The sequence below is a fragment of the Pseudomonas sp. UBA6315 genome (assembly GCF_002438125.1).
In the GTDB taxonomy this organism is placed as follows: domain Bacteria; phylum Pseudomonadota; class Gammaproteobacteria; order Pseudomonadales; family Pseudomonadaceae; genus Aquipseudomonas; species Aquipseudomonas faucium.
In genome coordinates this window covers 1-25627 of record NZ_DJTF01000044.1, presented here as the reverse complement: position 1 = coordinate 25627, position 25627 = coordinate 1, and the positions used below count along the sequence as shown (strand labels likewise).

Sequence of the window (25627 nt, the reverse complement as noted above, 5' to 3'; positions counted from 1 at the left end):
TTCTGCGGCCAACGGCCGGGCTGGAAATCTGCGTAGACCTCGGCCAAGCTGCGCCTTTGACGATTCAGGCAAGCAGGAGATTTTCCATGTTCAGGGCAGCAGCGAGCGTTGTCGGGCTACTGGGTGCGCTGGCGGCAGTGCCGCCGGCCTTGGCCGAGGGCAATTCGGACTACAGCGTGCTGATCATTTCCCGGGAGCGCCTTGAAGTGGCCACCAGCTGCGAAATCGGCATCTACCTCAACGACCAGCTGTCCGGGCGAGTGTTCCAGGAGCAATCGGCCTCCTTCAACCTGCCGCCAGGCCCGGTCGATGTGCGCCTGCGCCTGCTGCCCGGGCAGATGCCCGGCTGCGCCCCAGGCATCGAGGACCAGCGCAGCACGCGCCTGAACCTGCAGGTGGGCCAGATCAACAAATACCGCATTGCCATGGGCCACAATGGGCTCGAGTTGAAGCGAGCCGGCCTGGGCTATTGACCTTCCCCGCATGGCAAGGTTGATGCTGCAGGCCAGTCCACGGAGGAAAGCCATGCCCGCATCCACCACTTTCGACCTGCCGATCTCCGGCATGACCTGCGCCAGCTGTGCTGGCCGCGTCGAGCGCGCCCTGCGCAAGGTCAGCGGCGCCGAACAGGTCAGCGTCAACCTCGCCACCGAACAAGCCCGCGTCCAGGCCCCGGCCGGCAGCCTGCCGGCCCTGGTCGATGCCGTGCGCGGCGCAGGCTACGGCGTACCCACCCGTACCCTGGAACTGCAGATCGGCGGCATGACCTGCGCCAGCTGCGTCGGCCGTGTCGAACGCGCCCTTGGCAAGCTGCCGGGCGTCGAGCAGGTCAGCGTCAACCTGGCCAGCGAACGCGCCCACCTCGAAGTGCTCCAGGCCCTCGATGACCAGTTGCTGGTCGCTGCCGTCGAAAAGGCCGGCTACAGCGCCAGCCTACCCCAGGCGCGCCAGGATGATCAGCAGGCCGCCCAACGCCGCTTGCGCAACGAACGCCTGGCGGTCGGCGCCGCCCTGTTGCTGGCGCTGCCCCTGGTATTGCCGATGCTGGTGCAACCGTTCGGCCTGCACTGGATGCTGCCGGCCTGGGCGCAATTCCTGCTGGCAACGCCGGTGCAGTTCATCCTCGGCGCCCGCTTCTACGTGGCGGCCTATAAAGCCGTGCGTGCCGGTGCCGGCAACATGGACCTGCTGGTGGCTCTGGGCACCAGCGCAGGGTACGGCCTGAGCCTGTACCAATGGGCCCAGGCGCCGGCGGGCATGGAGCCGCACCTGTACTTCGAGGCCTCGGCGGTGGTGATCGCCCTGGTGCTGCTCGGCAAGTACCTGGAAAGCCGCGCCAAACGCCAGACCGCCAGCGCCATCCGCGCGCTCGAAGCCCTGCGGCCGGAGCGCGCCGTGCGCCTGGTCGAGGGCCGTGAAGAAGACGTCGCGATCGCCCAGTTGCGCCTCGGCGACCTGGTGCTGGTCAAGCCCGGCGAGCGCTTCCCGGTGGACGGCGAAGTGGTGGAAGGCAGCAGCCACGCCGACGAGGCGCTGATCAGCGGTGAAAGCCTGCCAGTGCCCAAGCAACCCGGCGACAACGTGACCGGCGGCGCCATCAATGGCGAAGGCCGGTTGCTGGTACGCACCCAGGCGGTCGGCACGGAAACGGTCCTGGCGCGCATCATCCGCCTGGTCGAAGACGCCCAGGCAGCCAAGGCGCCGATCCAGAAGCTGGTTGACCGGGTCAGCCAGGTATTCGTCCCCGCGGTACTGGTGCTGGCGCTGCTCACCCTGCTCGGCTGGTGGCTGGCCGGTGCACCGCTGGAAACCGCGCTGATCAATGCAGTCGCCGTGCTGGTGATCGCCTGCCCGTGCGCCCTCGGCCTGGCCACGCCCGCAGCCATCATGGCCGGCACCGGCGTCGCCGCGCGCCACGGCATCCTGATCAAGGACGCCGAAGCCCTGGAACGGGCCCACGCAGTGAACCGGGTGGTGTTCGACAAGACCGGCACACTCACCTCGGGCAGCCCCCGGGTGGTGCACAGCCAGGCGCTGGGGGGCGACACCGCCGAGCTGCACCGCCTGGCCGGCGCACTGCAACGGGGCAGCGAGCACCCCTTGGCCAAGGCGGTGCTGGAGGCCTGCAGCGAGCAGGGCCTGGAGGTTCCGGCAGTAACCGACAGCCAATCCCTCACCGGCCGCGGCATCGCCGGGCGGGTGGAGGGCCGCGAGCTGGCCCTGGGCAACCGCCGCCTGCTCGACGAAAGCGGCCTGCAGCCCGGCGCCCTGGCCCCGATGGCACAGGCCTGGGAAGCCGAAGGCCGTACCCTGTCGTGGCTGATCGAGCAAGGTGCGCAGCCCCGCGTGCTGGGCCTGTTCGCCTTTGGTGACAGCCTCAAGCCCGGCGCCGAGCAAGCCATCACCACCCTGCACGCGCAACACATCACCAGCCACCTGCTGACCGGCGACAACCGCGGCAGCGCCAAGGTGGTGGCCGAGCGCCTCGGCATCGACGACGTGTACGCCGAAGTGCTGCCGGCCGACAAGGCCGCCACGGTCGCGGCCTTGAAGCAGGACGGCGTGGTGGCGATGGTCGGCGACGGCATCAACGATGCCCCGGCCCTGGCCGCCGCCGATATCGGCATCGCCATGGGCGGTGGCACCGATGTGGCCATGCAGGCCGCCGGCATCACTTTGATGCGCGGCGACCCACGGCTGGTGCCCGCGGCCCTGGAAATCAGCCGCAAGACCTACGCGAAAATCCGTCAGAACCTGTTCTGGGCGTTCATCTACAACCTGATCGGCATCCCCTTGGCCGCACTGGGTTACCTCAACCCGGTGCTGGCAGGCGCCGCCATGGCGCTGTCCAGTGTCAGCGTGGTCAGCAATGCCCTGTGGCTGAAAACCTGGAAACCCACCAGCACCTCGCAGGAGCAGGCCCCATGAACATCGGCCAGGCCGCCCGCCGCAGCGGGCTCAGCACCAAGATGATCCGCTACTACGAATCCATCGGCCTGCTCAAGCCGGCCACCCGCAGCGACAGCGGCTACCGCCTGTACCAGCCGCAGGACCTGCATAGCCTGGCGTTCATCAAGCGCTCGCGCGACCTGGGGTTCTCCCTGGAGGAAGTGGGCAAGCTGCTGACCCTGTGGCAGGACCGCCAACGCGCCAGTGCCGACGTCAAGGCACTGGCCGTGCAGCACATCGACGAGCTGAACCGGCGCATCGAGGAGTTGGTCAGCCTGCGCGATACCTTGAGTGAGCTGGCCGCCCACTGCCAGGGCAATGACCGGCCCGATTGCCCGATTCTCAAAGACCTGGCCAACGGCGGCGAGTGTTGCCATTGAGGCTTCTGGCCAGTTGGTCAGCTATTTGGTATGCCATATTAGCCTAGCGTCGGCCGAATAGTCGCCAAATGCGGCTTCGCCCAATAAATACGGGCATTTTCGCTCAAAAAATCCCGGACGCTGCCGATGCATGAAGCATCGCGTGTCGATAAAAACAAACTCCGGGAGCGTCGATGAACATCAAACAGAAACTGACCTGGGCATTCGCGGTCATCGCCGCGCTGCCCATCGTCCTCGTGGCCACCCTGGTGGTCATCAACCTGCGCGGCGAAGCCCGCGACGGATTCCTCGACAGCAGCAGCCGCGAGATCCGCCAGGTCAGCAATGCCATGAACCTGTTCTTCCAGGGCATCACCCAGAACGTCGACTACCTGGCCAGCCTGCCAGAAGTCACCGGCGCGGGTGCCGACATCAAGAAGCACATCAGCGCCGATGCCGCGCAGATCCCTACCGGCGAGCAGGACAAGGTGCTGTTCGAGCTGTTCACCCGCCTGGCCAACAGCCATTCGGACTACGCCTACGTGTCCTACGGCCTGAAGGACGGCGGCTACGCGTTCTGGCCCGGCGACCCGAGCATGAGCAACTACGACCCACGCACCCGCCCGTGGTACCAGACGGCCATGGCCAACCCCGGCAAGACCCTGCGCACCGCCCCGTACTACTGGGCAGGCGATGACGCAGTGCTGGTCAGCACCGTGCGCGCCGTCGCCAACCAACTCGGCAACCCCGGTGGCGTGGTCAACATCGACGTGTCGCTCAAGGGCCTGACCGAGATCGTGCAGCAGATCAAGCTGGGCGAAAGCGGCTACCTGATCCTCATGGAAAACAACGGCAACGTGATGGTCGACCCCCGCGATGCCAGCCACAACTTCAAGCAGCTGGCGAGTTTCGGCGAGGGCTATGCCGAGCTGGCCAAGGCCGGCAAGGGCCTGGTCGAAGTCGACCTGGGCGGTGTGCGCTACATGGCCAACGTCTACCCCGACGAGAAACTCGGCTGGACCTTCATCGGCCTGATCCAGCAAAGCGAAGTGATGCAGACCACCACCCGCCTGACCTGGCTCATCGGCACCATCGCGCTGGTGCTGGCGGCCCTGTTCGCCGTGGTCGGCACCGCCTTCGCCAAGCTCATCGTGCGCCCGATCAACAGTGTCACCAGCGGCCTGGAAGACATCGCCCAGGGCGAAGGCGACCTGACCCGCAACCTCGATGTGCGCGGCCGCGACGAAACCGCGCAACTGGCCAACTGGTTCAACCAGTTCCTCGGCGCCATCCGCAGCCTGATCCAGCACATCGGCTCGGCCGCCAGCAAGATCCTCAGCACCTCCAGCAGCTCGACCCGGGTTTCCAGCGACATGGCCGAGGCCGCCGGGCGCCAGCGCGAGGCCGTGGACATGGTGTCCACCGCGTTCCACGAAATGGTCGCCACCGCCAACGAAGTGGCGCGCTCCTGCAGCCAGGCCGCGCAATCGGCCGACAGCGGCCAGCAACAGGCCCGTGAAGGCCAGCAGCAGATCGATGCGGCGGTGCACAGCGTCGACCGCCTGAGCCAGGAAATCGAACAGTCGGCCCAGTCGATCCAGCAACTGGAGCGCGACAGCAACGCCATCCAGTCGATTCTCGGCACCATCCGCTCGATCGCCGAGCAGACCAACCTGCTGGCCCTCAACGCCGCGATCGAGGCCGCCCGGGCAGGCGAACAAGGCCGCGGCTTTGCCGTTGTGGCCGATGAAGTGCGGGCGCTGGCCAAGCGCACGGCCGACTCCACGGCAGAAATCGACGGCCTGCTGGGCAACCTGGCCAGCCGCACCGCCGAGGTGGCCGAGCAGATGCACGCAAGCCTGGAAGTGTCGCAGCAGTCGGTCAGCCGCATCGGCCTGGCCCGCGACAGCTTTGGCCAGATCCGTGAGTCGGTGGACATCATTCGCGACATGAACACCCAGATCGCAACGGCAGCGGAAGAGCAGCACCAGGTGGCCGAGGACATCAACCGGCATATCAGCCAGATCCATGGCGATGCGCAGTTGGTGGCGGAACTGGCCCAGGCCGCGCGGCAGGATTCGGAGAGCCTGGCCGGGTTGTCCAACGAGCTGGATTCGCTGGTGCGGCGTTTCCGCACCTGACCTGCAGTGCCCCCATCGCAGGCAAGCCGGCTCCCACAAGTACTGCGCATGGCGCTGTATCTGTGGGAGCCGGCTTGCCGGCGATGGGGCCAGTACAGGCAACCTACAGCGTCAACTCACCCGGCGTAGCGCCAAACAACTGCTTGAAGGCAGCGATGTAGGCCGAGGTCGAGTCATAACCACACCCCAGCGCGGCCTCGGTCACGCTCTCCCCCGCCTCCAGCAACGCCAACGATGACAACAGCCGCATCCGCTGGCGCCAGTTGCGAAAACTCAAGCCGGTTTCCCGCTGGAACAGGCGCATCAAGGTCTTCTCCGAACAGCCCAGCTGCAGCGCCCATTGCTGCAAGGTCTGCAGCTGGTCCGGCGCGGCGATCAGGCCATTGCACAGCGCCAGCAGCCGCGGATGACGAGGCAGGGGCAGCGAGAAACTCACTTCAGGCAACGTGCGCAACTGGTCGAGCAACACCGCCACCAGCCGTGCTTCGCTGCTGTCACCTTCCGGGTAATGCGCCGGGTACAGGCAGAACTGCTTGATCAGCTCGCGCGCCAAGGGCGTCACCTCCAGCACCCGGCACTGCGCCGCAGCCCAGGGGCAGGCGTCGCGGCGGATATACAGGCTGCGCATTTCGGCCTGCCCGGTGGTCACCACTTCGTGCTCGGCATCGGCCGGGATCCACACGCCCCACTGCGGCGGGGCGAAGTAGCTGCCGTCGCGGGTGTACACACCCAGCACGCCGCTGATGGCGTAGGAAAACTGCACCCAGTCGTGGCTGTGGCAGGTGGTCCAGGAGCCAGCGCCGAGGCTTTCGGCGCGGGCATAGAGGGGCCTGGGCAGGTGGTCCAGGGCGGGGATGGCGCGGGGGTGTCCGATGCTCGGCATGGTGGTTTCTTATAATTCCGACCAGACAAGCCTAACACCTGCGGCCACGCTGTCGCCCCTTTCGCCGGCTGTGGGAGCCGGCTTGCCGGCGAAGGGCGCGACGCGGTCTCAGCGCTCCACAATCATGGTCACGCCCTGCCCCCCCGCCGCACAGATCGAGATCAGCCCACGCCCCTTGCCCGCCGTCGCCAACAGCTTGGCCATGTTGGCCAGGATCCGCCCGCCGGTGGCGGCAAACGGGTGCCCTGCCGCCAACGAGCTGCCCTTGACGTTGAGCTTGCTGCGGTCGATCGCCCCCAGGGCAGCATCAAGCCCCAGGTGCGTGCGGCAGTACTCGGCATCTTCCCAGGCCTTGAGCGTGCACAGCACCTGGGCGGCGAAGGCTTCGTGGATTTCGTAGTAGTCGAAGTCCTGCAGCGTCAGCCCATTGCGCGCCAGCAACCGCGGCACGGCGTACACCGGCGCCATCAGCAGGCCTTCCTGCCCTTTGACGAAATCCACCGCCGCCGTTTCACCGTCGACCACATGGGCCAGCACTTCGAGCCCATGCGCCTGGGCCCATTCCGGTGTGCCCAGCAGCACCAGCGAAGCGCCATCGGTCAGCGGCGTGGAGTTGCCGGCGGTCAGCGTGCCCTGGCCGCTGTGGTCGAACACCGGCTTGAGCTTGGCGAGCTGTTCCAGGTCCAGGTCCGGGCGCAGGTTGTTGTCACGCGCCAGGCCCAGAAAAGGCGTGAGCAGGTCGTCCTGCCAGCCCTCGGCGTAGGACGCGGCCAGGCGCTGATGGCTGAGCAGCGCCAGCTCGTCCTGTTCGGCCCGGCCAATCTGCCAGGCCTGGGCCATGCGCTCGCAATGCTCGCCCATCGACAGCCCGGTGCGCGGCTCGCCATTGCGTGGCAGCTCCGGCTTCAAATGGGCCGGGCGCAGTTGCAGGAAGGGCTTGAGCCGCTCGCCCAGGGTTCTGCCGCGGTTGGCTTGCAGAAGGATGCGGCGCAGGCCCTCGCTGACGGCGATCGGTGCGTCGGAGGTGGTGTCCACGCCGCCGGCGATGCCCGATTCGATCTGCCCCAGGGCAATCTTGTTGGCCACCAGCAACGCCGCCTCCAGGCCAGTGCCGCAGGCCTGCTGGATGTCATAGGCAGGCGTGCGCGGCGACAGCCGCGAGCCGAGCACGCACTCGCGGGTCAGGCTCATGTCGCGTGAATGCTTGAGTACCGCACCCGCCACCACCTCGCCCAGGCGCAGGCCATGCAGGCGGTAGCGCTCGATCAGGCCTTCGAGGGTGACGGTGAGCATCGCCTGGTTGCTGGCAGTGGCATAGGCGCCGTTGGAGCGGGCGAAGGGAATTCGGTTGCCGCCCAGGATCGCGACCCGGCGAAGTGAACGCATGCGTGGATTCCTCCTGAAACAATTGGGTCCGTACAGCCTAGGTGTTTTTACCGCATTCGAACGACCTTGCCACAAAGTTGGTCCACACTTGCAAGCTTGCCTTCAGGGAGACCCCGCACATGAGCGATCGCTATCTCGGCTTTGCCAACTCCAACCTCGGCCGGCGCCTGGTCGATGCCCTCGGGCTGCCACGCCCGGCGCCACTGGAACGTTGGCAGGCCGGCCGCCTGCGCCCGGTTGAGGGTGCCCTGGTGCTGGGCGGCGGCCCTCTGGCCAGCGCCGTCGAGGCCATCGCCCCGCGCCTGACCGACGAATGCTACAGCTTCAACGGCGAAGGCCTGCAGGCCCCTGCCTGGGTCGCAGGCCTTGGGCCGAAGCTCAAGGCCGTGGTGTTCGATGCCAGCCATCTGTCCGACAGCGATCAGCTCAAGCAGTTGCGCGAATTCTTCCAGCCGCTGCTGCGCAGCCTCGCCGCCTGCGCCCATGTGGTGATCCTCGGGCGAGCGCCAGAGCAGCTCGACGACCCGCTGGCCAGCGTTGCCCAACGTGCCCTGGAGGGGTTCAGCCGGTCACTGGCCAAGGAGCTGCGCAACGGCGCCACGGCGCAGTTGCTGTACGTTGCCGAAGGCGCCGAAAACCAGCTCGAAGGCGCCTTGCGCTTCTTCCTGTCGCCCAAGAGCGCGTTCATTTCCGGCCAGGTGCTGCGCCTTGAGCCGTGCAATCAGCAAGTCGAAGACTGGACCCGGCCGCTGGCCGGCCGGCGCGCCCTGGTCACCGGCGCTGCGCGGGGCATCGGCGCCGCCATCGCCGAAACCCTGGCCCGCGACGGTGCGCAGGTCTTGCTGCTGGACGTTCCCCAGGCGCAACAGGACCTCGACGCCCTGGCCGCGCGCCTGGGCGGCAAGGCCCTGGCCCTGGACATCTGCGCCGGCGACGCCGCCGCGCAATTGCTCCAGGCCCTGCCCGAGGGGATCGACATCGTCGTGCACAACGCCGGCATCACCCGCGACAAGACCCTGGCCAACATGACCCCGGAATACTGGGACGCGGTGCTGGCGGTCAACCTCAAGGCCCCGCAGGTACTGACCAAGGCGCTGTTCGACGGCGGCGCGCTGGGCGCGGATGCACGCATCACCCTGCTGGCCTCGGTCAGCGGCATTGCCGGCAACCGCGGCCAGTCCAACTACGCGGCGAGCAAGGCCGGGCTGATCGGCTTCGCCCAGGCCTGGGCGCCGACACTCGCCGAGCGCGGTGGCAGCATCAACGCCGTGGCCCCAGGCTTCATCGAAACGCACATGACCGCCGCCATGCCCATGGGCCTGCGCGAGGCCGGGCGGCGCTTGAGCTCGCTGGGCCAGGGCGGGCGCCCGCAGGATGTCGCCGAAGCCATCGCCTGGCTCAGCCAGCCGGGCTCCGGCGCGGTCAGCGGGCAGGTGCTGCGGGTGTGCGGCCAGGCACTGATGGGGGCGTGAACATGAACCGGCAATGGCACGACCTGCACAGCCCCGACGCCCGCGCCAGCCTGTACCTGCGGGCGGCCAGCAAGCGCAAGATCAGCGGCACCACGCTGCCGGCCACCGGCCTGCGCTGCTTCATCCGCGTAGACCCCGGCAACCTGGCGGCCTACCGCCGGCTCTGTCACTTCATCGACGACGGCCGGCTGCCGGGCACCTACCCGCACGTGATGGCCTTCACCCTGCAGTTGCAGCTGCTCACAGCCCACGACTTCCCGTTCCCGCTGCTCGGCCTGGTCCACCTGCACAACCGCATCGAGGTGGTGCGCCCGCTGGGCGGTATCGACGGGCTGCGCTTCGCGGTCTATGCCGACAATTTGCAAGCACATGCCAAGGGCGGCACCTTCGACCTGGTCACCGAAGCCGAGGACGCCCTCGGCGTACTCTGGCGCGAGACCAGCCGCATGCTGGTGCGCGGCCTGCACCTCGATGGCCAGCCTGATGCCAGCGAGGCCAGCGAACCCGACGCACTGCCGGAAGCCACCCGCTGGTACTGCGACAGCGACATCGGCCGGCGCTATGCCAAGGTGTGTGGCGACTACAACCCGATCCACCTGAGCGCCGCCAGCGCGCGGCTGTTCGGCTTCCCCAGGGCGATCGCCCACGGCATGTGGAGCAAGGCCATGGCCCTGGCGGCGCTGCGTACCCATATGCCCGCCAGCAGCGGCTACAGCTTCGAGGTGGATTTCCACAAGCCGGTGCGCCTGCCTTCTGAGGTGGTGCTCAGTGCCAGCGCGCCGGGGCCTGCGGGCGAGCTGCGCGTGGATGGGCATGGCGAGCTGCTGCACATGCTCGGGCGCTGGGCGCCACGCTAAGCGCCCCGAATCCGCTTGCTTTGCATCGGGCCTCCCATGAAGCTATGCAGCATTAGGAGACCCCCGATGAACCTGCAAGAACTCACCGAACGCCTGCACCGAATCCGCGACAACAACGACTGGCGCGGCTTCCACAGCCCCAAGAACCTGGCCATGGCCGCCAGCGTGGAAATGGCCGAGCTGGTGGAAATCTTCCAGTGGCTGAGCGAGGACCAGTCGCGCCAGCTGCCGCCCGAGCAACTGGCCCACGCCGGCCAGGAGGTCGGTGACGTGGTGCTCTACCTGTTGCTGCTGTGCAGCGAACTGGGCCTGGACCTGGAGCAGGTGGTACGCGCCAAGCTGGCCGACAGCGAAAGGCGCTTTGCCCGATGAACGACCGTCATTTCGATGAGCTGGCCACGCGCTTCGCCGAGAAGATCTACGGCGGCGCCAAGGGCGCCATCCGCCTGGCCGTGCTCCAGGCCGACCTGGCCGAAACCCTGCCCGACCGCCCGCTGCGGGTGCTCGATATCGGCGCCGGGCTCGGCCACATGGCCCTTTGGCTGGCCGAGCGCGGCCACCACGTGACCCTGGCCGAACCGGCCGCGCCGATGCTCGAAGGCGCCCGCGCGCGCTTTGCCGAAGCCGGCCAGCACGCCACGTTCATCCAGGCGCCCTGGCAGGACCTGCTCGGTCAGCTCACCGAACCCTACGACCTGGTGCTGTGCCACGCCGTGCTCGAATGGCTGGCCGAACCGCAAAGCATCCTGCCGGTGCTGCACCAGCTCACCGTGCCCGGGGGCTGGTTGTCGCTGGCCTTCTACAACCGCGATGCGCTGGTCTATCGCAACCTGCTCAAGGGCCATTTCCGCAAACTGCGCAGCAACCGCCTGCAGGGTGAAAAGCAGAGCCTGACCCCGCAGAAACCGCTTGATCCACGTGAGCTCAAGGCGCAACTTGAAAGCCTGTGGCAAGTCGAAAGCGAGAGTGGCGTGAGGGTGTTCCACGACTACATGCCCAAGGAATTCCAGGACAAGGCCGAGTTGCTCGACCTGCTGGAAATGGAACTGGCCCACCGCCGTCACCCAAGCTTTGCCGGGCTGGGCCGCTACCTGCACTGGATGTGCCGCCCCCGCTGACCCGCCCGCCGGGAGGAATACATGCCGTACCGTCCGTTGTGCCTGGCCCTGCTGCCGTTCGCCCTGGCCGCCTGCCAGGCCAGCAACCCCTACGTTGCCAGCAGCCGGCCGCTGCCACCGGCCCCCGCCCAGGCGGCCAACACCTTCGACGCCAGCGCCTACCCGGCGCCGGCGCGTGACTACGGGCATTACCGCAGCTGGAGCTGGCGCAACGGCCAGTTGCCTACCGGCACGGCCAATGCCGACCCCGGGCAGCTGGCCGACGCCGTCAGCGGCGCCCTCGACCAGCACGGCCTGCGCCCGGCCCGGGGCAGCGCCGGCGACCTGTTGGTAAGCGCCGACATGCGCCTGGAACGGCGCCTGCGCCAGGTGCGCGACTATGACTACTACGACCCCTACTACGGCCCCTACCCCTACGGCGGAGTCGGTGTCGGCGGCTACCGCAATGGCTACGGCGGCTATGCCAGCGTGCCGATCGTGCGCACCTACGAAGTGGAAGTGATGGTGGTGCGCATCGACCTGTTCGATGCCCGCAATGGCGAGCCGGTGTGGAGCGCGAGTGCCGAAAGCGGCAGTGACCAGAGCTCGCCGCGCGATCGCGAAAGCGCCCTGCGCGAATCGGTGCACAAGGCGCTCAACGGCTATCCTCCCAGTTAACAGTTAACGGAGAACCATCATGTTGCGCCGCCTCGTTCTACTGTCGCTCGCGCTGCTGCTTGCGGCCTGCTCGAGCAACAACGTTCAGCAGGATTTCGACGCCAGTCGCGATTTTGCCGCCTACCGCAGCTGGGCATGGCAGGAACCGGGCTTGCAATACCGCCCGGATGACCCACGCATCAAGAGCGACCTCACCGAGCAGCGCATCCGCCAGGCCGTGGATGACCAGCTCGACCAGCGCGGTCTGCGCCCGGCCCAGGGCAACCGCCCGGCCGACCTCAAGGTGCGCGCCTACCTGATCGTCGAGCAGCGCCAGCAACAGATCACCACCAACTACGGCGGCGGCTGGGGTGGCTACTGGAACGGCTACTGGGGCGGGCCGATGTACAACGAGACCCGCAGCGTCGACTACAAGGTGGCGACCATCCAGGTCGACCTGTTCGATGGCCACGACGGCAAGCTGGTGTGGCGCGGTAGCGCCGAGCAGATCATGAACAACTACCCGCCAAGCCCCGAGGAGCGCAACAGCGCGATCCAGAAGACCGTGGCCGAAGTGCTCAGCCATTACCCCCCTGGAAGCAAGAAATAGCCAGCACATAGCCCGTTCGTCAGATCGCGTCTACCCTGTCTAGGAAACCTGACTGAACGGGTAGCAGTGTTCAACGAATAAGGACTGCCAATGCAAAGCATTGTTCTCCTGATGTGGCTTGCCTTGTGCACTGAACAAGATATTCGCGAACGCCAGATCGCCAATTTCCTCACCCTGGGTGTTGCCGCCTGCGCCCTGGCCTGGCTGTTCGTCACCGGCCACAGCTGGATCGGCGCCGACGCCAGCGACGCCGGCTGGGCCCTGGCCATCGTCATGCTGCTGACCCTGCCCGGCTACATGCTCGGGCGTTTCGGCGCCGACGACGTCAAGCTGATGGGCGCCCTGGCCTTGGCCACCAGCCCGCAATACGTGCTGGGCACCTTCATCGGCGCCGGTGTCAGCGTGCTCTTGTGGCTGCTCACCCGCAGGCGTTTGTGGACCCTGCTCAACCCCAAGGTAAAGAAGCGTTTGCAGACCCTGACCGAGCAAATGGGCGACAAACAGGCCTTCGTCCCCTATGTGCTGACCGGCTTTCTGCTGACCGCCGTGTGGATCCAATAATCGTTCCTGCGGTCCGATACCTTGTACATGCCTTGTACAGAATCGCCAGCAGCGTCTACTTTTAAGCTGCCAGAGCGTCTGGTCCGGGAGCTGGGCCGTATAAGAACAGGGAGTTGATCGTGAACAAGTCAGTCAGTGAGGTGAAAGTCCTGGTAGTCGACGACCAGGAAATGATCGTCGAGCAGTTGTGCGAGTTCCTCGAAAGCCATGGCCACCCCTGCGTGGCCGCCTTCTCCACCGACCAGGCCATCGAACGCTATGTGGCCGACGAAGCCATCGGCCTGGTGCTGTGCGACCTGCACATGCCCGATCGCGATGGTATCGAGCTGGTCCGGGCGCTGAAGGAGGTTGCCGGGCGCCAGCGCATGTTCGAGGCGATCATGCTCACCGGCCGTGCCGACAAGCAGGACGTGATTCGCGCCCTGCGCGAGGGCTTTGCCGACTATTACCAAAAGCCCATGGACCTCGACGAGCTGCTCGAAGGCTTGCGCCGCCAGGAGCAGATACTGCTCGAGCGCAAGGCCAACTTCCGCGACCTGGGCAACCTCAACCAGCGCCTGCAGGACCTGGCGGGCTCGATCGATGAGCTTTACCAGGACCTCGAGAAAGCCCGCGGCCAGGGCGTGCACCGGCGCTCCACCGATGTCGAGGAAGCCGAAGGCGACCTGCCCGCAGCGTTCGAGAAACTCTCGCCACGCCAGCTGGAAGTGGCGCGCCTGGTGAGCAAGGGCAAGACCAACTACCAGATCGCCTGCGAGCTGGGCATCACCGAGAACACCGTCAAACTGTACGTTTCGCAGGTGCTGCGCCTGACCCACATGCACAACCGCACCCAGCTGGCGCTGGCGCTGACCCCCAGCTCTTCGCCGGTACACCTGCGCTTCACCACCCACTGACGCCCAGGCTCAGCATCGTTCGCGGCGCTCGCAGTTCGAACGCCGTCCTGCGCGCTACTCGTTGACCTGGAAGGCGACCCGCGCAGTCGCGCCGGTTTCGTCCAGGGCACTGAGCTCATGCTGCCCCACCCGCTCGAAGCGCACCTGCAGGCTGGCCTGCCCCTCGGTCTCGCCCAACGGCTGGCCATTGAGGAACCACCAACGCCGCCCACCGCCGCCAAGGGCCGACACCTGCAACTGCAACGGCTCGCTGCTGCTGGCCGGGCGGCGCAGGTTGTCGCCGGGGCGCACGCCAACGATCGACAGCGGCGGCGCACTGGCCGGCACCTGTGGCGGGCAGCTCGGGTCGATCGCCGGCAGCCGCGCCGCCCGCTGCTCGGCACGCGGCAACCAGGGCTCCAGCGGCGCCGGCCACAGGGCAATGTCGCGCTGCACGGCGCCCGCGCAACTGCCATCCACCCGCAACCCCTGGGCATTGACCCATACCGGCTCGCGCAAGCCCAGCCCGAGCGGCTGGTCGGCCGCCTGCAGGGTCGGTGGCGTGGTGCCGTCGAGGGTCCAGGCAAAGCGCTGGCGGCGGCAGTTGGGGTCCAGGCGCGCCAGCGGCTGCCCCAGCGGCCAGCAGATTGCGGCCACGCCCACGCTGTCGGGCACCCGCTCGGCCGGCACGCTGATGCCACGCTGGCTGTCGCGGTTGCTCAGCAAGTCATGCACCTGCAGCATCAACGGCGCCGCCGACGCCAGGCCGAACTGCCCGGGCACCGGGGTGCCATCGGGCCGGCCGATCCACACGCCGATCAGGTAGCGCGGGCCGACGCCAATCGACCAGGCATCGCGAAAGCCGTAGCTGGTGCCGGTCTTCCAGGCCAGCTGCGGGCGCTGCACCAGCTCGGCATGCGGGTCGCGGTCCGGCCGCGCCTGGCCGCTGAGGATGCGCCGGATGATCCACGCTGCCCCCGGCGACAACAGGCGCCGCTCCAGCAGCGGGTCCTGGGGCTGCAGGCGCACCTGGGCACTGTTGCCGGCGCGGGCCAGCGCGGCATAGCCGCCGACCAGCTCTTCCAGGCGGCTGCCGGCGCCGCCGAGAATCAGCGACAGGTTGGGCTCGGCCAGCGGCGGCAGCGTCAAGGGCATGCCGGCCATGCGCAGTTGCGCGGCGAAGCGCTTGGGCCCGTAGGCTTCGAGCAACTGCACCGCCGGCAGGTTGAGTGACAGCGCCAGCGCCGAGCTGGCCGATACCGGGCCACTGAAGCCCATGGAGAAGTTGCCGGGGCGGTAGTCGCCGTAGCGGCGCGGCACATCCTGCAGCAGCGACTCGGAATGGATCAGGCCGTCGTCCAGGGCCATGCCGTAGAGAAACGGCTTGAGGGTCGAACCCGGTGAGCGCAGCGAGCGAACCATATCGACGTGGCCGAAACGGCGCTCGTCGGCGAGGTCGATCGAGCCCAGGTAGGCGCGCGTCGCCATGCTTTGCGCATCCACCACCAGGATCGCCGCCGAGGTGCGTTCCGGCAGGCGCGCACGCCAGCCCAGCAGCAGGTCTTCCAGGCGCCGCTGCAGGCCGGCGTCCAGGGTGGTGCGGATCAGCGGCGGGCTGCCGGGGGTGTTCAGGCGTCGCGCCAGCAGCGGCGCCAGCGCAGGCTCCTGACGTGGCGCCAGCAACAGCGGCTCTTCGCGGGCCTCGCTGATCTGCTGGGCGGGCCAGACCTGGTACTCGGCCAGGCGCTGCAGCACCTTGTCCCGGGCGCGCTGGGCACGCGCCGGGTGGCGGTCCGGGCGCAGGCGGCTCGGCGCCTGGGGCAGCACCGCCAGCAGCGCCGCTTCGGCGGCGGTGAGGTGCTGCGGCGACTTGCCAAGGTACGCCCAACTGGCCGCTGCCACGCCCTGCAAGGTGCCGCCGAACGGGGCGCGGTTGAGGTAGAGCTGAAGGATCTCGCGCTTGGACAGGTGCCATTCCAGCTGCGCCGTGCGCCACAGTTGCCGCAGTTTCCCGGCCAGGGTGCGGTCGTGTGGGTCGAGCAGGCGTGCCACCTGCATCGACAGCGTGCTGCCGCCCGACACCACGCGCCCGCCGCGCAGGTTCAGCCACGCCGCCCGCACCAGCGCCAGCGGGTTGACCCCCGGGTGGTGGTAGAACCAGCGGTCCTCGTAGGTGAGCAGCGCCTGCAGGTAGTAGGGCGACACCTGTTCCGGGCTGACCGGATAGCGCCATACCCCGTCGGCATCGGCAAAGCGCCACAAGGGCGTGCCGTCCTCGGCCAGCACCACCCGCGCCAGGTCGTTTGCCGGCATGGGCAGCGGCCACAGGCGGTCGGCCAGCCACAGCAGGCCGCACAGCAGCGCGATGGCGATGGCACTGGCGCGCAGCAAGCGGCCCGCACGGGTGCGCGGTCGAGCTAAGCTAGGCATCGGGGAACCGACCTGGCCAGGTAATGGCCAAAGGCTTGAAAGCGGCAACTCGCCGAATCGTTCATCAGGAAGCAACTATGCATGTAGAAGGTTTTTTCGAGTGGCTTGGCCAGGCGCTGGGGGCGTTGATCCGCTTTGTCGTCGATGCGCTGAGCGGCCTGTTCAACCTGCTGGCCAATGCCGGCGGCAATTTCATCGATGGCCTGGCACGCACGCTGGGCATGGACACTTCGCTGGTCAGCATCCTCGCCCTGATCGTTGGCCTGATGCTGCTGTATTCGGCGATCCGCGCCTTCATGCGCGCCTCGATCATTCTCGGGATCATCTGGCTGGTGCTGGGGTTGTGGGTGATGAGTTGGGTGATTCACTGACCTTGAACCCCTCGCCGGCTTGCCGGCGAGGGGGCCAGCACTACCGCGCCTTGACCGTCATCTCGCCCTGCCCTTCGCCCACCGCCTGCAGGTTCGGCCGGTACATCGACTCCACCTGCGCCGGCGGCACGCGGTAGGTGCCCGGGGTCACCGCCCGCGCCAGGTACAGCAGGTGGGTGGTGCCATAGCCATCGAGCTTGAGCGCCGCCACGTAGCGGTCATCGCGGTACTCCTGATGCACCACGCTGGCGTTCTGCATCGACTCCCGCCACTCTTTCACCGCACTGCTGGCGTTGTCCAGGCTGGCGGCGCTCTGCGCCAGGTTCTGGTTTTCCAGCTCCAGGCCCGCCGGCAACAGGTCCACCACCAATGCATCCGGTACACGCTCCTGGGCTTTCAATGCCAGGTGCACCAGCACCAGGTCGCCACTGCGCAGGTTGTGCAGGTCCAGCGGCTGGCCATTCATGCCCAGGTATTCGCGACGAATCTCCATGCCATTGCCGCCTGCGGCAGGTGCCTGGCGCGGGTAGCCGGAGAGCGTGAGCTGCTGGTAGAGCGTGGCGCTGCCTTCGTTCTGCACGCTCAAGGGCGATGCCAGCAGCGGGCCTTCGAGCTTCATGCCCGCGTCGTCGTTGCTGAACTCACGCACCTCACCGGCACTGTCCAGGCGCGCGCGCCACTGGCCTTCCGGCTTGCCGAGCAGGCCACGGCCTGCCAGGTACAGGGCATTGCGCTCCTGGGTCGACAGCCAGCGGTTGGCCGCCAACTCATCGGACAGGGCAAACAGGCGCTGGTCGACCTGGTCAGCGGCCAGGCTGCTCTCCTGCAGCAGCGCCAGGATCAGCGCCTGGTCGCGCAGGCTGCTGCCGTAGTCGGCCATCCAGCCCTTGCTGCGGCTGATGCCAAGGCCGGCTTGCAGCGCTTGCTGCGCGCGCGGCTTGTCGCCCATCTTGTCCAGCGCCACGGCCAGTTGCACCAGCGGCAGGCCCGAGCGCGCATCGGCACGCCGTTCGAACAGGCTGCGCAGGGCGCCCAGCGGCGCCTGCTGGTTGCGCGCCAGCACCAGTGCGGCGTAGGCCTGCACGGCAAACCGGGTGTGCTCGGCGTTTTCGCTGTAGTCCACCTCGATCAGGTTGCGCTCCTGCAGGTAGCGCAACAGGCGTTCGTTGGCCTTTTTCAGCGCTTCGGCCGGCACGCCATAGCCCTGGTCGCGGGCGCGCAGGAGGAAGTCGGTGACATAGGCGGTCAGCCAGTACTCCTCTTCGCTGTCGGCACTCCACAGGCCGAAGCTGCCGTTGTAGCGCTGCATGCCCAGCAGGTGCTCGATGCCCATCTCGATCTTGCGCTTGCGCACGTCGGCCGGCTCGCCCTTGATGCCCAGGCGCTTGAGGCTTTCGGCATCGGCGTAGAGCGAAGGGTAGAGGCCGCTGGTGGTCTGCTCGAGGCAGCCGTAGGGGTAGGCTTCGAGGGCGCGGATCTGCTCGGCCAGGTTCAGTGGCGGGCGGCTCGACAGCGCCAGGCTGGCTTCCAGGCCAGCAGGCTCGAAGGCCGCCAGGTCGGCGTCCGGCAGGGTCCACGGCTGGTCCTTGAGCGCTACCCGGTAGTGCTTGAGCATCGCCGGGTAGGCCGGGCGAATGCCCAGGGTCCATTCGCGGGTGAAGGCCGTGGCCGGCTCACCCGGCAACTGCAGGCCATTGACCTGCACCTGCACCTTGCCCTGCCCCAGGCCGCCCTGGGCCTGCACCGGAATCATCAGCGTGCTGCGCTGGCCCTCGGCCAGGGTGACGCTTTGCTGGGCGCTCGCCGTCAGGCTCAAGGGGCCTTCGGTGCTGACCTGCACGGTCAGCTGCTGGGCCTGGCCGGAGAGGTTGGCCAGGTCCAGCGCCAGCCGGGTCTGGTCGCCACCGGCGAGGAAGCGCGGCGCCGACAGTTCGGCAATCAGCGGCGCGGCCACCACGGTCTTGCCTTCGGCCATGCCGAAGTGTTCCTCGGTCCAGGCCTGGGCCATCAGCCGCAGTTCGCCATTGAAGTCGGGGATATCCACCGTTGCCTGGCCTTCGCCCTTGTCGTCCAGGGTCACTGGCAGGCTCTGCTGGGCGACGATGGTCACCGTGGTGTTCGGGCGCTTGCCGCCCTTGGCCATCGCCGCGTCGCCGCCGAACGCCAGGCTCGCCAGGCGGCCCTGGCCGGCTTCGATGAGCTGGCCGTAGATGTCCAGCTGGTCGGCGCCGTAGGCCTTGCGGCCGAACAGGCTGGCGAACGGGTCGGGGGTCTTGAAGTCGGTGATGTTGAGGATGCCCACGTCGACCGCGGACAACAGCACATGCACCTGCTTGGGAATGCTGCCGTCGGCATTGGCAGCCTTGAAGCGCACCGTCAGGGGTTGCTTGGGCCGCATCTTCTCCGGCGCCTGCAGGCTCAGCGCCAGCTTGCGCTCGGCGCGGGCCAGCGGCAGGTGGAGGACGCCGACCGCGCGTTTGGGCGTGGCGTTGGCCTTGCGCTCGCCCGGGCGAATCACCAGGGCGCTGAGGTACAGGTCGTGGCGCGCCCAGCTCTTGTCGAGCTGCACCTCGAAGGTCTTGCCTTCGGCCGGCACCTGGATTTCCTGCCACCACAGTGGGCCATCGCTGGACTCCACCATCAGGTAGCCGCTACCGGCGGCGGGCGGGGTCACGGTCACCTTGGCCGTGGCGCCATCGGCATAGGCCGGCTGGTCCAGGGCCAGTTTCACCTGGTCGGGGCGCACCGCACCGCCTTCGGCGTTGTCCTGGGCGCGGTAACCGGCCCAGAAGCGTTCGCTGGAAACCAGGCCGGTCTGCGGGTCTTCCACCTCGACGCGGTATGGCCCCCACTCCACCTGGAAGTTGAGCTTGGCGGTGGAGCCCGCCTCGACGTCGAGGGTCTGTTCATCCTGGGTGAGGAATTTCTCGTTGTAGGCGTAGCTCCAGCCGTCGCTTTGCGAGTAGTTCCAGTAGTAGTCGCGGCGCTCGCGGATCAGCCGCACCTTGAGGCCTTCGGCGGCGAGCTTGTGGCCGTCACGGTCGGCCACCAGGAATTCGAATTGCACCGGGCCGTCGCTGTCGGTTTCCTCGCCCTCGAACAGGCCGCGCAGCCCGGGCAAGCGCTCGGCAGGCCAGATCGGTTGCTCCAGGCGACGGGTAATCGGGCGGCCGCCGGACTCCTGCAAGCTGGCCTGCACCGTCAGTTGCAGCGGCGAGCGGGCCTCGGCCCAACGGCTTTCGATATCGACCACGGCCTTGCCGGCCTGGTCGAGGGTGACTTCATCGAGCTCCAGGTCCTGGTTGAGGTCGGCCTCGGTGACCGAGCCGAACTGGTAGCCGGGCAGCGCCGGTACCGCTTCGCGCAGTGGGCGCAGGTAGGCCTGGCCACTCAGGCGATTGCCCGCGGCGGGGGCGCCATACAGGTAGCGGCCATTGACCTGGATGCGTGCGTCGTCTTCGGGCGCCAGCGGCGTGCTGCTGCCCTTGAGCTCCAGCGCCAGGCGCTCGGGCAGGAAGTCTTCGACGAGGAATTCGTACACCTGCTTGCGCCCACCACCGAGGTCGAGCAACAGCTGCCAGCGGCCGGTCGGGGCTTCTGTCGCCAGTTGCAGCTGGTACTGGTACAGGCCGTTGCCATCGGCCTCCCAGACGAACTTGCGGCTGACTTGTTCGTCGGGGCGGCGCACTTCCACGCTGACCGGCTGGGCCTTGACCGGCTTGCCGTCCTGGTCGCGCAGCAGGCCGTTGAGCAGCACGGTTTCACCGGGGCGGTACAGGTCACGCGGGCCGAAGATGAAGAACTGCAGCGGGTTGGCCTGGGGGCCGGTGATGTCGAATTCGGCCAGGTCCAGGGCCGCGGTGTTCAGGCGCAGCAGCGTGGTGTGCACGCCCTGGGTGGCGATCAGGGTGTCGGCCTTGGCAGTGATCGGCAGTTGCGCGTGGCCTGCGCCATCGGTGCTGGCCTGGGCCAGCAGCTTGCCCTTGTCGTCGTGCAGTTCAAGGTTGACGCCGCTCAGTGCCTTGCCGCCTTCCAGGGCCTGGGCGAACACGTCCAGGCGGTCGCGGTAGCGGTGGGCGGACACGCCGATGTCGCTGAGGGTGAACAGGGTCGCGGGCTGCGAGTAATCGTAGGTGCCCGAGGCGCGCATCACCGCCAGGTACACACCCGGCGCCTGCAGCGGCTTGATGCCGGCGATGGGCAGCAGCACGGTCTCGCGGGTGTTGCGCGCCGGGTTGAGGTCGAAGCGGCCGCTGTACACCAGCTCGGCCATGTCCAGGGTTTCCTTGGACTGGTAGTAGTACAGGCTGCTGTTGCGGCCCCAGCCGACCAGGAACTCCGACAGCCTGTCCGGCTTGACCCGGAAGAACTCGACATCGACCTTGTCGACGTTCAGGGCGATCACCGGCAGGCCTTCGGCCAGGCGCGTGGGCAGCAGCGAGCCGCGGCTGGCGAAGCCGACCGTGGGCTGCATGTCGCGGGTTTCCAGGCGGGTCACCGATTCGGCGGCCAGCGTCTGGCCATTGACCGCCAGCAGGCCCTTGTCGACGGTGAGCACCAGCTTGCGCTGTGGTTCCAGGTGACGCAGGCGCAGCTCCATCTGGTTGTCGGAGAGCTCCCAGGCGCCGTCGACCTTGCCCTTCACGGTGTCGACCAGGTGCACTTTGCTGGAGAAGTCCTGCTTGGCGTCCAGCGGCACGGAGAAGCTCACCGACAGGCTGCTGGCGCCGTCCAGTTGCACTTCCGAGGCATCCAGCACGCTCAGTTCGCGGCCTTCGTAGCGCTTGGCGAGCACGGCCGGGTCTTCGCGCCGGGCAGCAGGGGCTTCGGCCGGCGCGGCCGCCTGTGTTTTTTCGGCAGGTGCGGGCTTGCCCGGCGTCGAGGAGTCACAGGCACTGAGCAAGGCCAGCGCGCAGGCCAGCAACAATCCTTTGTTGAACATGGAGTGGGAACTCTTTGGCAGCGGGTACGTGAGGGCAGCAACTATAGCGCAACGCTAGGTAGAATAGCGTCCGCCTCCGCACACCCAGGACTTCGCATGGCCTCTCTGACCGCCGACTGGCGTCACTCTCTCACCCACCGCAAGGTGTGGGCCCTGGCCGCGCCGATGATCCTGTCGAATATTTCCGTGCCCATGGTCGCGCTGGTGGACAGCACGGTCATCGGCCACCTGCCCCACGCCCATCAGCTCGGTGCGGTTGCCGTGGGCGGCACGCTGTTCACCTTCATGGTCGGCTTGATGGGGTTTCTGCGCATGGGCTCCACGGGCTTCGCCGCCCAGGCTGCAGGGCGTGCCGATGGCGCGGCGCTGCGCCAGGTGCTGGTGCAAGGGCTGCTGCTGGCGGTGGGCCTGGCCCTGCTGATCGGCCTGTTCGCCCTGCCCTTGAGCCAGTTGGCGCTGCAGGCCATGCAACCGAGCGCCGAGCTGCAGCAGTCCACTGAAACCTTCTTTCACACCCGCCTGCTCGGCCTGCCGGCGGCGCTGGCCAGCTATGCGCTGGTGGGCTGGTTCCTCGGCACCCAGAATGCACGCGCGCCACTGGCGATCCTGCTGACCACCAACCTGCTGAACATCGCCCTCAACCTGTGGTTCGTGCTGGGCCTGGACTGGGGCGTGCTGGGCTCGGCGCGGGCCTCGGTGATTGCCGAGTGGAGCGCCGCACTGCTCGGCCTAGCCCTGACCCGCCCCGCCCTGCGCGCCTACCCCGGGCAGGTCGCCTGGGCCGCGCTCAAGCGCTGGCAGGCCTGGCGGCCGTTGCTGGCAGTCAACCGCGATATCTTCCTGCGCAGCCTGGCGCTGCAGCTGGTGTTCCTGCTGATTACCGTGCAGGGCGCCCGCCTCGGCGAGGCCACGGTGGCGGCCAACGCGCTGCTGCTCAATGGCCTGCTGCTCACTGCCTATGCCCTGGATGGCCTGGCGCATGCGGTAGAGGCGCTGTGCGGGCATGCCATCGGTGCACGCGATGGCGACACCCTGCGCCGTTCGCTGGTGGTGGCCTGTGGCTGGTCGCTGATCACCAGCCTGGGGTTTGCCGGGTTGTTCCTGCTGGGCGGGCACCTGTTCATCGACCTGCAGACCGACATCGCCAGCGTGCGGGCAGCGGCGTACCCCTACCTGCCTTACCTGGCGGTGCTGCCATTGATTGCGGTGTGGAGCTACTTGCTCGACGGGCTGTTCATCGGCGCGACGCGGGCGCGGGAGATGCGCAATGCGATGCTGCTGTCGGTGCTGGTCGCACTGCCGCTGGCCTGGGCCATGAGAGGGCTCGGCAACCATGGGTTGTGGTTGGCGTTTCTTGCCTTCATGGCGTTGCGGGCGCTGACCTTGGGGTGGGTTGGCTGGCGGTTGCTCAAAAGAGATCTGTGGCTCCATTGATGTAACCGCATGCGCTTGTAGGAGCGGCCTTGTGTCGCGAAATGAGGGTGCAGCCCTCACCTGCTACCTCACAACCACACACAATCCCAATGCGGATACTCACCAGCACGCGGCACCAACCCTGCTCGTACAGGATTGGCGATGATGTACCGCGCAGCCGCTCTAACATCCTCCTCCTTGCGCAGTGCCCGGTCATGAAAACCTGCCTGCCAGATATGCTGCCGCTCGGCACCGGCTCGGTAGAGCGCACAACTGCTTCGCGATTTGAAAGCACACATCAAACTCCCCAGGCTCACCGGCCCGAGTTCGATCAACCAATGCAGATGGTCTGGCATCAGTACCCAGGCCAATGATCGGCAATTGCCCTGATGGTCGCTTAGGCGTAGCTCCTGAATAACAGCTCTGGCATATGTTAAGTGCTTGAACAGTGGGGTGCGATTTCGGGTAACGGTGGTGAGCAGGTAGAGCCGGCCAGGCTCGGAGTAGCGGCCCTGACGCAGGCGATGATTGCCTTGACTGTCCATGTCGAATTCCTTTGAGCAATGTGTTCAAAGGTAGATGGCGGGAGATTGGGGGCGGGGTTGGGTTGTTTCAGGATGTGGGGCGGTGAGGGCTTCGCCCTCATTTCGCGACACAAGGCCGCTCCTACAGGGGGGCAGGAGCGGCCTTGGGTATTACGACGAGAGGTACGAGGAGCGGGTCAGGCCCAGGCGCAAGGCGTCGAGGAACTGGGTGCGCTCGCGGGCGCTGATCTTGGCGCTGGCCACTTTGTCGCGGTAGTGGGTCATCAACTCCTCCGGCGACAGGTGCACGTAGCGCAGCATGTCCTCGATGGTGTCGTGGGTCTCGATACCGGCGTGGTACACGCTGCCATCGGCGTTCTGGTAGATGTTCACCGAATCGGTGTCACCGAACAGGTTATGCATGTCGCCGAGGATCTCCTGGTAGGCGCCGACCAAGAACACGCCCAGCAGGTAGTCTTCGCCTTCGTTGACCGCATGCACCGGCATGCTGGTCTCGATGCTCTGCTCGTCGACGTACTGGTTGATCTTGCCGTCGGAGTCGCAGGTCAGGTCCTGCAGCACGGCGCGGCGCATCGGCTCTTCGTCCAGGCGGTGCAGCGGGATGATCGGCAGCACCTGGCCGATGGCCCAGGTGTCGGGCAGGCTCTGGAACACCGAGAAGTTGCAGATGTACTTGTCGGCCAGCTTGTCGTTGAGCTCGTCCAGCACCTGGCGGTGCGAGCGCTGGCGGGCTTTCAGCGAGTTGTGCAGGCGACGGCAGACGGCGAAGTAGCACTGCTCGGCCAAGGCCTTTTCGGCCAGGCTGAGCTTGCCATCGGCGTACTGCGCAGCCACGTCGCCCATGTAGTGGGTGGCACGCCAGTAGGTTTCGGTGACCATCTCGATGTCGGTCGGGCCAAGCAGGTCGACCAGCCACTGCACGGTTTCCGGCAGGCTTTGCTTGTTCTCGATCAGCGGCACTTCGTCGTTGTGGCTTTCGACGTCGGTCACCTGGATCACCAGCATGGCGTGGTGCGCGGTCAGCGAGCGGCCGCTCTCGGAGAAGATGTGCGGGTGCGGCAGGCCCTGCGCGTCGCAGAACTCCTTGAGCATGCCCACCACCACGCCGGCGTAGTCGTCCATGTCGTAGTTGATCGAGCTGGCGTTGCGCGAGTGGGTGCCGTCGTAATCCACACCCAGGCCACCGCCCACGTCGATATGGTCGACCGGCAGGCCCAGCGCACGCAGCTCGCCGTAGTAGCGGATGGCTTCCTTGAAGCCGTGCTGGTAGTCGGCCAGGTTGGCGATCTGCGAGCCCATGTGGAAGTGCAGCAGGCGGATGCCCTGGTCCAGGCCGGCATCGCGAAAGCGCTGCACCACCGAGATCAGCTGGGCGGCCGAAAGGCCGAACTTGGACTTCTCGCCCCCGGTGTCAGCCCACTTGCTCGACGCCAGCGACGACAGGCGCACGCGCAGGCCGACCTGCGGCTTGACCTTGAGGTCGGCAGCTTCTTCGATCACCAGGGCCACTTCGGACTCTTTCTCGATGACGATGAACACGTTGTGGCCGAGCTTCTGGCCCATCAGCGCCAGGCGGATGAACTCGCGGTCCTTGTAGCCGTTGCAGACGATGGTGCCGCCCTTGGGCGCCAGCGCCAGCACCGCCAGCAGCTCGGGCTTGGAGCCGGCTTCCAGGCCGATGGAAACGTTCTGCGTGGCGATGATGTTCTCCACCACCGCTTCTTGCTGGTTGACCTTGATCGGGTACAGCGCGGTGTACTGGCTCTGGTATTCAAGGCGCGCGATATTGGCATCGAAGGCGCCGGTCAGCTGGCGCACGCGGTCCTGCAGGATATCGGGGAAGCGCACCAGCAATGGCAGCGACAGGCCGCTCTGGCGCAGCTCGTCGACCTGCTCGTACAGGTCGATCGGCGCGCTGCCTGGGCCGTTGGGGCGCACTTCGACGCGCCCGGCTTCATTGATGGCGAAATAACCAGCGCCCCAATGGCGGATGCCATAAACACTGCGGCTGTCGGCCACGGTCCATTGGCTACCATCGTCTTTGCGTGTGCGTCGTACGGACATTCAAGTCCCCTATAG

At 67.2% G+C, this 25627-nt stretch carries 20 protein-coding genes and 1 pseudogene; 15 read left to right on the top strand and 6 right to left on the bottom strand.

Going from position 1 to position 25627, the window contains the following annotated elements; translation table 11 throughout:
* The first annotated feature begins 86 nt into the window (after positions 1–86).
* From B3E94_RS05695 to B3E94_RS25485, 5 genes and pseudogenes are all read left to right on the top strand, one after another.
* Positions 87–473, top strand: coding sequence for a hypothetical protein (locus B3E94_RS05695; RefSeq protein WP_176517898.1), 387 nt, complete (start codon positions 87–89; stop codon positions 471–473).
* 52 nt (positions 474–525) lie between these two features.
* The gene (locus tag B3E94_RS05690; protein WP_286912670.1) at positions 526–2928 is read left to right on the top strand and encodes a heavy metal translocating P-type ATPase; all 2403 of its coding nucleotides are present in this window, start codon (positions 526–528) and stop codon (positions 2926–2928) included.
* On the top strand, positions 2925–3329 hold the full coding sequence (gene cueR / locus B3E94_RS05685) for a Cu(I)-responsive transcriptional regulator (RefSeq protein ID WP_236236647.1): 405 nt from the start codon (positions 2925–2927) through the stop codon (positions 3327–3329). Before B3E94_RS05690 ends, cueR begins: the two co-directional genes overlap by 4 nt.
* A 173-nt stretch (positions 3330–3502) precedes the next feature.
* Positions 3503–4591, top strand: a pseudogene (locus B3E94_RS25490) (cache domain-containing sensor histidine kinase); the annotation flags it as partial.
* Between the two features lie 90 nt (positions 4592–4681).
* Positions 4682–5449, top strand: a complete 768-nt coding sequence (locus tag B3E94_RS25485) for a methyl-accepting chemotaxis protein (RefSeq protein WP_371871994.1) — start codon at positions 4682–4684, stop codon at positions 5447–5449.
* Between the two features lie 103 nt (positions 5450–5552).
* Here B3E94_RS25485 and B3E94_RS05675 read toward each other — a convergent pair whose 3' ends face one another.
* Together B3E94_RS05675 and B3E94_RS05670 are read right to left on the bottom strand one after the other, a co-directional pair.
* Positions 5553–6332: an AraC family transcriptional regulator gene (locus tag B3E94_RS05675; protein ID WP_286912669.1), complete on the bottom strand. Its 780-nt coding sequence runs from the start codon at positions 6330–6332 to the stop codon at positions 5553–5555.
* A 108-nt stretch (positions 6333–6440) separates the two neighbouring features.
* Positions 6441–7718, bottom strand: coding sequence for an acetyl-CoA C-acetyltransferase (locus B3E94_RS05670; RefSeq protein WP_176517893.1), 1278 nt, complete (start codon positions 7716–7718; stop codon positions 6441–6443).
* A gap of 119 nt (positions 7719–7837) precedes the next feature.
* On the opposite strand from B3E94_RS05670, the gene B3E94_RS05665 reads away from it, so the two are divergent.
* The 8 genes from B3E94_RS05665 to B3E94_RS05630 all read left to right on the top strand — a co-directional run bounded on the left by B3E94_RS05665 (position 7838) and on the right by B3E94_RS05630 (position 13868).
* Positions 7838–9190 carry a 3-oxoacyl-ACP reductase gene (locus B3E94_RS05665; protein ID WP_236236651.1) on the top strand — a complete coding sequence of 451 codons (1353 nt, stop codon included), beginning with the start codon at positions 7838–7840 and terminating at the stop codon, positions 9188–9190.
* A gap of 2 nt (positions 9191–9192) precedes the next feature.
* Positions 9193–10047 (top strand): MaoC family dehydratase, encoded by an 855-nt coding sequence (locus tag B3E94_RS05660; protein ID WP_176518074.1) that lies wholly within the window; start codon positions 9193–9195, stop codon positions 10045–10047.
* A 66-nt stretch (positions 10048–10113) separates the two neighbouring features.
* The gene (locus B3E94_RS05655; RefSeq protein WP_176518073.1) at positions 10114–10419 is read left to right on the top strand and encodes a MazG-like family protein; all 306 of its coding nucleotides are present in this window, start codon (positions 10114–10116) and stop codon (positions 10417–10419) included.
* On the top strand, positions 10416–11165 hold the full coding sequence (locus B3E94_RS05650; RefSeq protein WP_176518072.1) for a methyltransferase: 750 nt from the start codon (positions 10416–10418) through the stop codon (positions 11163–11165). Before B3E94_RS05655 ends, B3E94_RS05650 begins: the two co-directional genes overlap by 4 nt.
* Before the next feature lie 21 nt (positions 11166–11186).
* Positions 11187–11822, top strand: coding sequence for a DUF4136 domain-containing protein (locus B3E94_RS05645; protein ID WP_236236653.1), 636 nt, complete (start codon positions 11187–11189; stop codon positions 11820–11822).
* 19 nt (positions 11823–11841) lie between these two features.
* Entirely contained in the window at positions 11842–12411 is a 570-nt protein-coding gene (locus tag B3E94_RS05640) for a DUF4136 domain-containing protein (protein WP_286912667.1), read from the top strand.
* Between the two features lie 90 nt (positions 12412–12501).
* A complete protein-coding gene (locus tag B3E94_RS05635; RefSeq protein ID WP_176518069.1) occupies positions 12502–12972 on the top strand; it encodes an A24 family peptidase in 471 nt (156 codons plus the stop codon).
* 113 nt (positions 12973–13085) lie between these two features.
* Entirely contained in the window at positions 13086–13868 is a 783-nt protein-coding gene (locus B3E94_RS05630) for a response regulator transcription factor (protein ID WP_371871999.1), read from the top strand.
* A gap of 54 nt (positions 13869–13922) precedes the next feature.
* Here the strand turns inward: B3E94_RS05630 and pbpC are convergent, their stop codons facing one another.
* The gene (pbpC, locus tag B3E94_RS05625) at positions 13923–16277 is read right to left on the bottom strand and encodes a peptidoglycan glycosyltransferase PbpC (protein ID WP_286912665.1); all 2355 of its coding nucleotides are present in this window, start codon (positions 16275–16277) and stop codon (positions 13923–13925) included.
* Between the two features lie 77 nt (positions 16278–16354).
* On the opposite strand from pbpC, the gene B3E94_RS05620 reads away from it, so the two are divergent.
* Positions 16355–16648, top strand: a complete 294-nt coding sequence (locus B3E94_RS05620; RefSeq protein WP_176518066.1) for a hypothetical protein — start codon at positions 16355–16357, stop codon at positions 16646–16648.
* 40 nt (positions 16649–16688) lie between these two features.
* On the opposite strand, the gene B3E94_RS05615 is transcribed toward B3E94_RS05620, so the two are convergent.
* Complete coding sequence (locus B3E94_RS05615; protein WP_286912664.1) at positions 16689–21590, bottom strand: alpha-2-macroglobulin family protein; 4902 nt, start codon at positions 21588–21590, stop codon at positions 16689–16691.
* A 96-nt stretch (positions 21591–21686) separates the two neighbouring features.
* Here B3E94_RS05615 and B3E94_RS05610 point away from each other — a divergent pair, with 96 nt between their 5' ends.
* Positions 21687–23024, top strand: a complete 1338-nt coding sequence (locus tag B3E94_RS05610) for an MATE family efflux transporter (protein WP_286912663.1) — start codon at positions 21687–21689, stop codon at positions 23022–23024.
* A 68-nt stretch (positions 23025–23092) separates the two neighbouring features.
* Here B3E94_RS05610 and B3E94_RS05605 read toward each other — a convergent pair whose 3' ends face one another.
* Complete coding sequence (locus B3E94_RS05605) at positions 23093–23548, bottom strand: REP-associated tyrosine transposase (RefSeq protein WP_286912662.1); 456 nt, start codon at positions 23546–23548, stop codon at positions 23093–23095.
* A gap of 150 nt (positions 23549–23698) precedes the next feature.
* Positions 23699–25612, bottom strand: coding sequence for an arginine decarboxylase (gene speA / locus B3E94_RS05600; RefSeq protein WP_176517240.1), 1914 nt, complete (start codon positions 25610–25612; stop codon positions 23699–23701).
* Positions 25613–25627: the final 15 nt, after the last annotated feature.

What these genes read in the sequence shown, in the direction of transcription:
- B3E94_RS05695 (WP_176517898.1), top strand. Translation starts at nt 87, where the DNA reads ATGTTCAGGGCAGCAGCGAGCGTTGTCGGGCTACTGGGTGCGCTGGCG.
- B3E94_RS05690 (WP_286912670.1), top strand. Translation starts at nt 526, where the DNA reads ATGCCCGCATCCACCACTTTCGACCTGCCGATCTCCGGCATGACCTGC.
- cueR (WP_236236647.1), top strand. Translation starts at nt 2,925, where the DNA reads ATGAACATCGGCCAGGCCGCCCGCCGCAGCGGGCTCAGCACCAAGATG.
- B3E94_RS25485 (WP_371871994.1), top strand. Translation starts at nt 4,682, where the DNA reads ATGGCCGAGGCCGCCGGGCGCCAGCGCGAGGCCGTGGACATGGTGTCC.
- B3E94_RS05675 (WP_286912669.1), bottom strand. Translation starts at nt 6,332, where the DNA reads ATGCCGAGCATCGGACACCCCCGCGCCATCCCCGCCCTGGACCACCTG.
- B3E94_RS05670 (WP_176517893.1), bottom strand. Translation starts at nt 7,718, where the DNA reads ATGCGTTCACTTCGCCGGGTCGCGATCCTGGGCGGCAACCGAATTCCC.
- B3E94_RS05665 (WP_236236651.1), top strand. Translation starts at nt 7,838, where the DNA reads ATGAGCGATCGCTATCTCGGCTTTGCCAACTCCAACCTCGGCCGGCGC.
- B3E94_RS05660 (WP_176518074.1), top strand. Translation starts at nt 9,193, where the DNA reads ATGAACCGGCAATGGCACGACCTGCACAGCCCCGACGCCCGCGCCAGC.
- B3E94_RS05655 (WP_176518073.1), top strand. Translation starts at nt 10,114, where the DNA reads ATGAACCTGCAAGAACTCACCGAACGCCTGCACCGAATCCGCGACAAC.
- B3E94_RS05650 (WP_176518072.1), top strand. Translation starts at nt 10,416, where the DNA reads ATGAACGACCGTCATTTCGATGAGCTGGCCACGCGCTTCGCCGAGAAG.
- B3E94_RS05645 (WP_236236653.1), top strand. Translation starts at nt 11,187, where the DNA reads ATGCCGTACCGTCCGTTGTGCCTGGCCCTGCTGCCGTTCGCCCTGGCC.
- B3E94_RS05640 (WP_286912667.1), top strand. Translation starts at nt 11,842, where the DNA reads ATGTTGCGCCGCCTCGTTCTACTGTCGCTCGCGCTGCTGCTTGCGGCC.
- B3E94_RS05635 (WP_176518069.1), top strand. Translation starts at nt 12,502, where the DNA reads ATGCAAAGCATTGTTCTCCTGATGTGGCTTGCCTTGTGCACTGAACAA.
- pbpC (WP_286912665.1), bottom strand. Translation starts at nt 16,277, where the DNA reads ATGCCTAGCTTAGCTCGACCGCGCACCCGTGCGGGCCGCTTGCTGCGC.
- B3E94_RS05620 (WP_176518066.1), top strand. Translation starts at nt 16,355, where the DNA reads ATGCATGTAGAAGGTTTTTTCGAGTGGCTTGGCCAGGCGCTGGGGGCG.
- B3E94_RS05615 (WP_286912664.1), bottom strand. Translation starts at nt 21,590, where the DNA reads ATGTTCAACAAAGGATTGTTGCTGGCCTGCGCGCTGGCCTTGCTCAGT.
- B3E94_RS05610 (WP_286912663.1), top strand. Translation starts at nt 21,687, where the DNA reads ATGGCCTCTCTGACCGCCGACTGGCGTCACTCTCTCACCCACCGCAAG.
- B3E94_RS05605 (WP_286912662.1), bottom strand. Translation starts at nt 23,548, where the DNA reads ATGGACAGTCAAGGCAATCATCGCCTGCGTCAGGGCCGCTACTCCGAG.
- speA (WP_176517240.1), bottom strand. Translation starts at nt 25,612, where the DNA reads ATGTCCGTACGACGCACACGCAAAGACGATGGTAGCCAATGGACCGTG.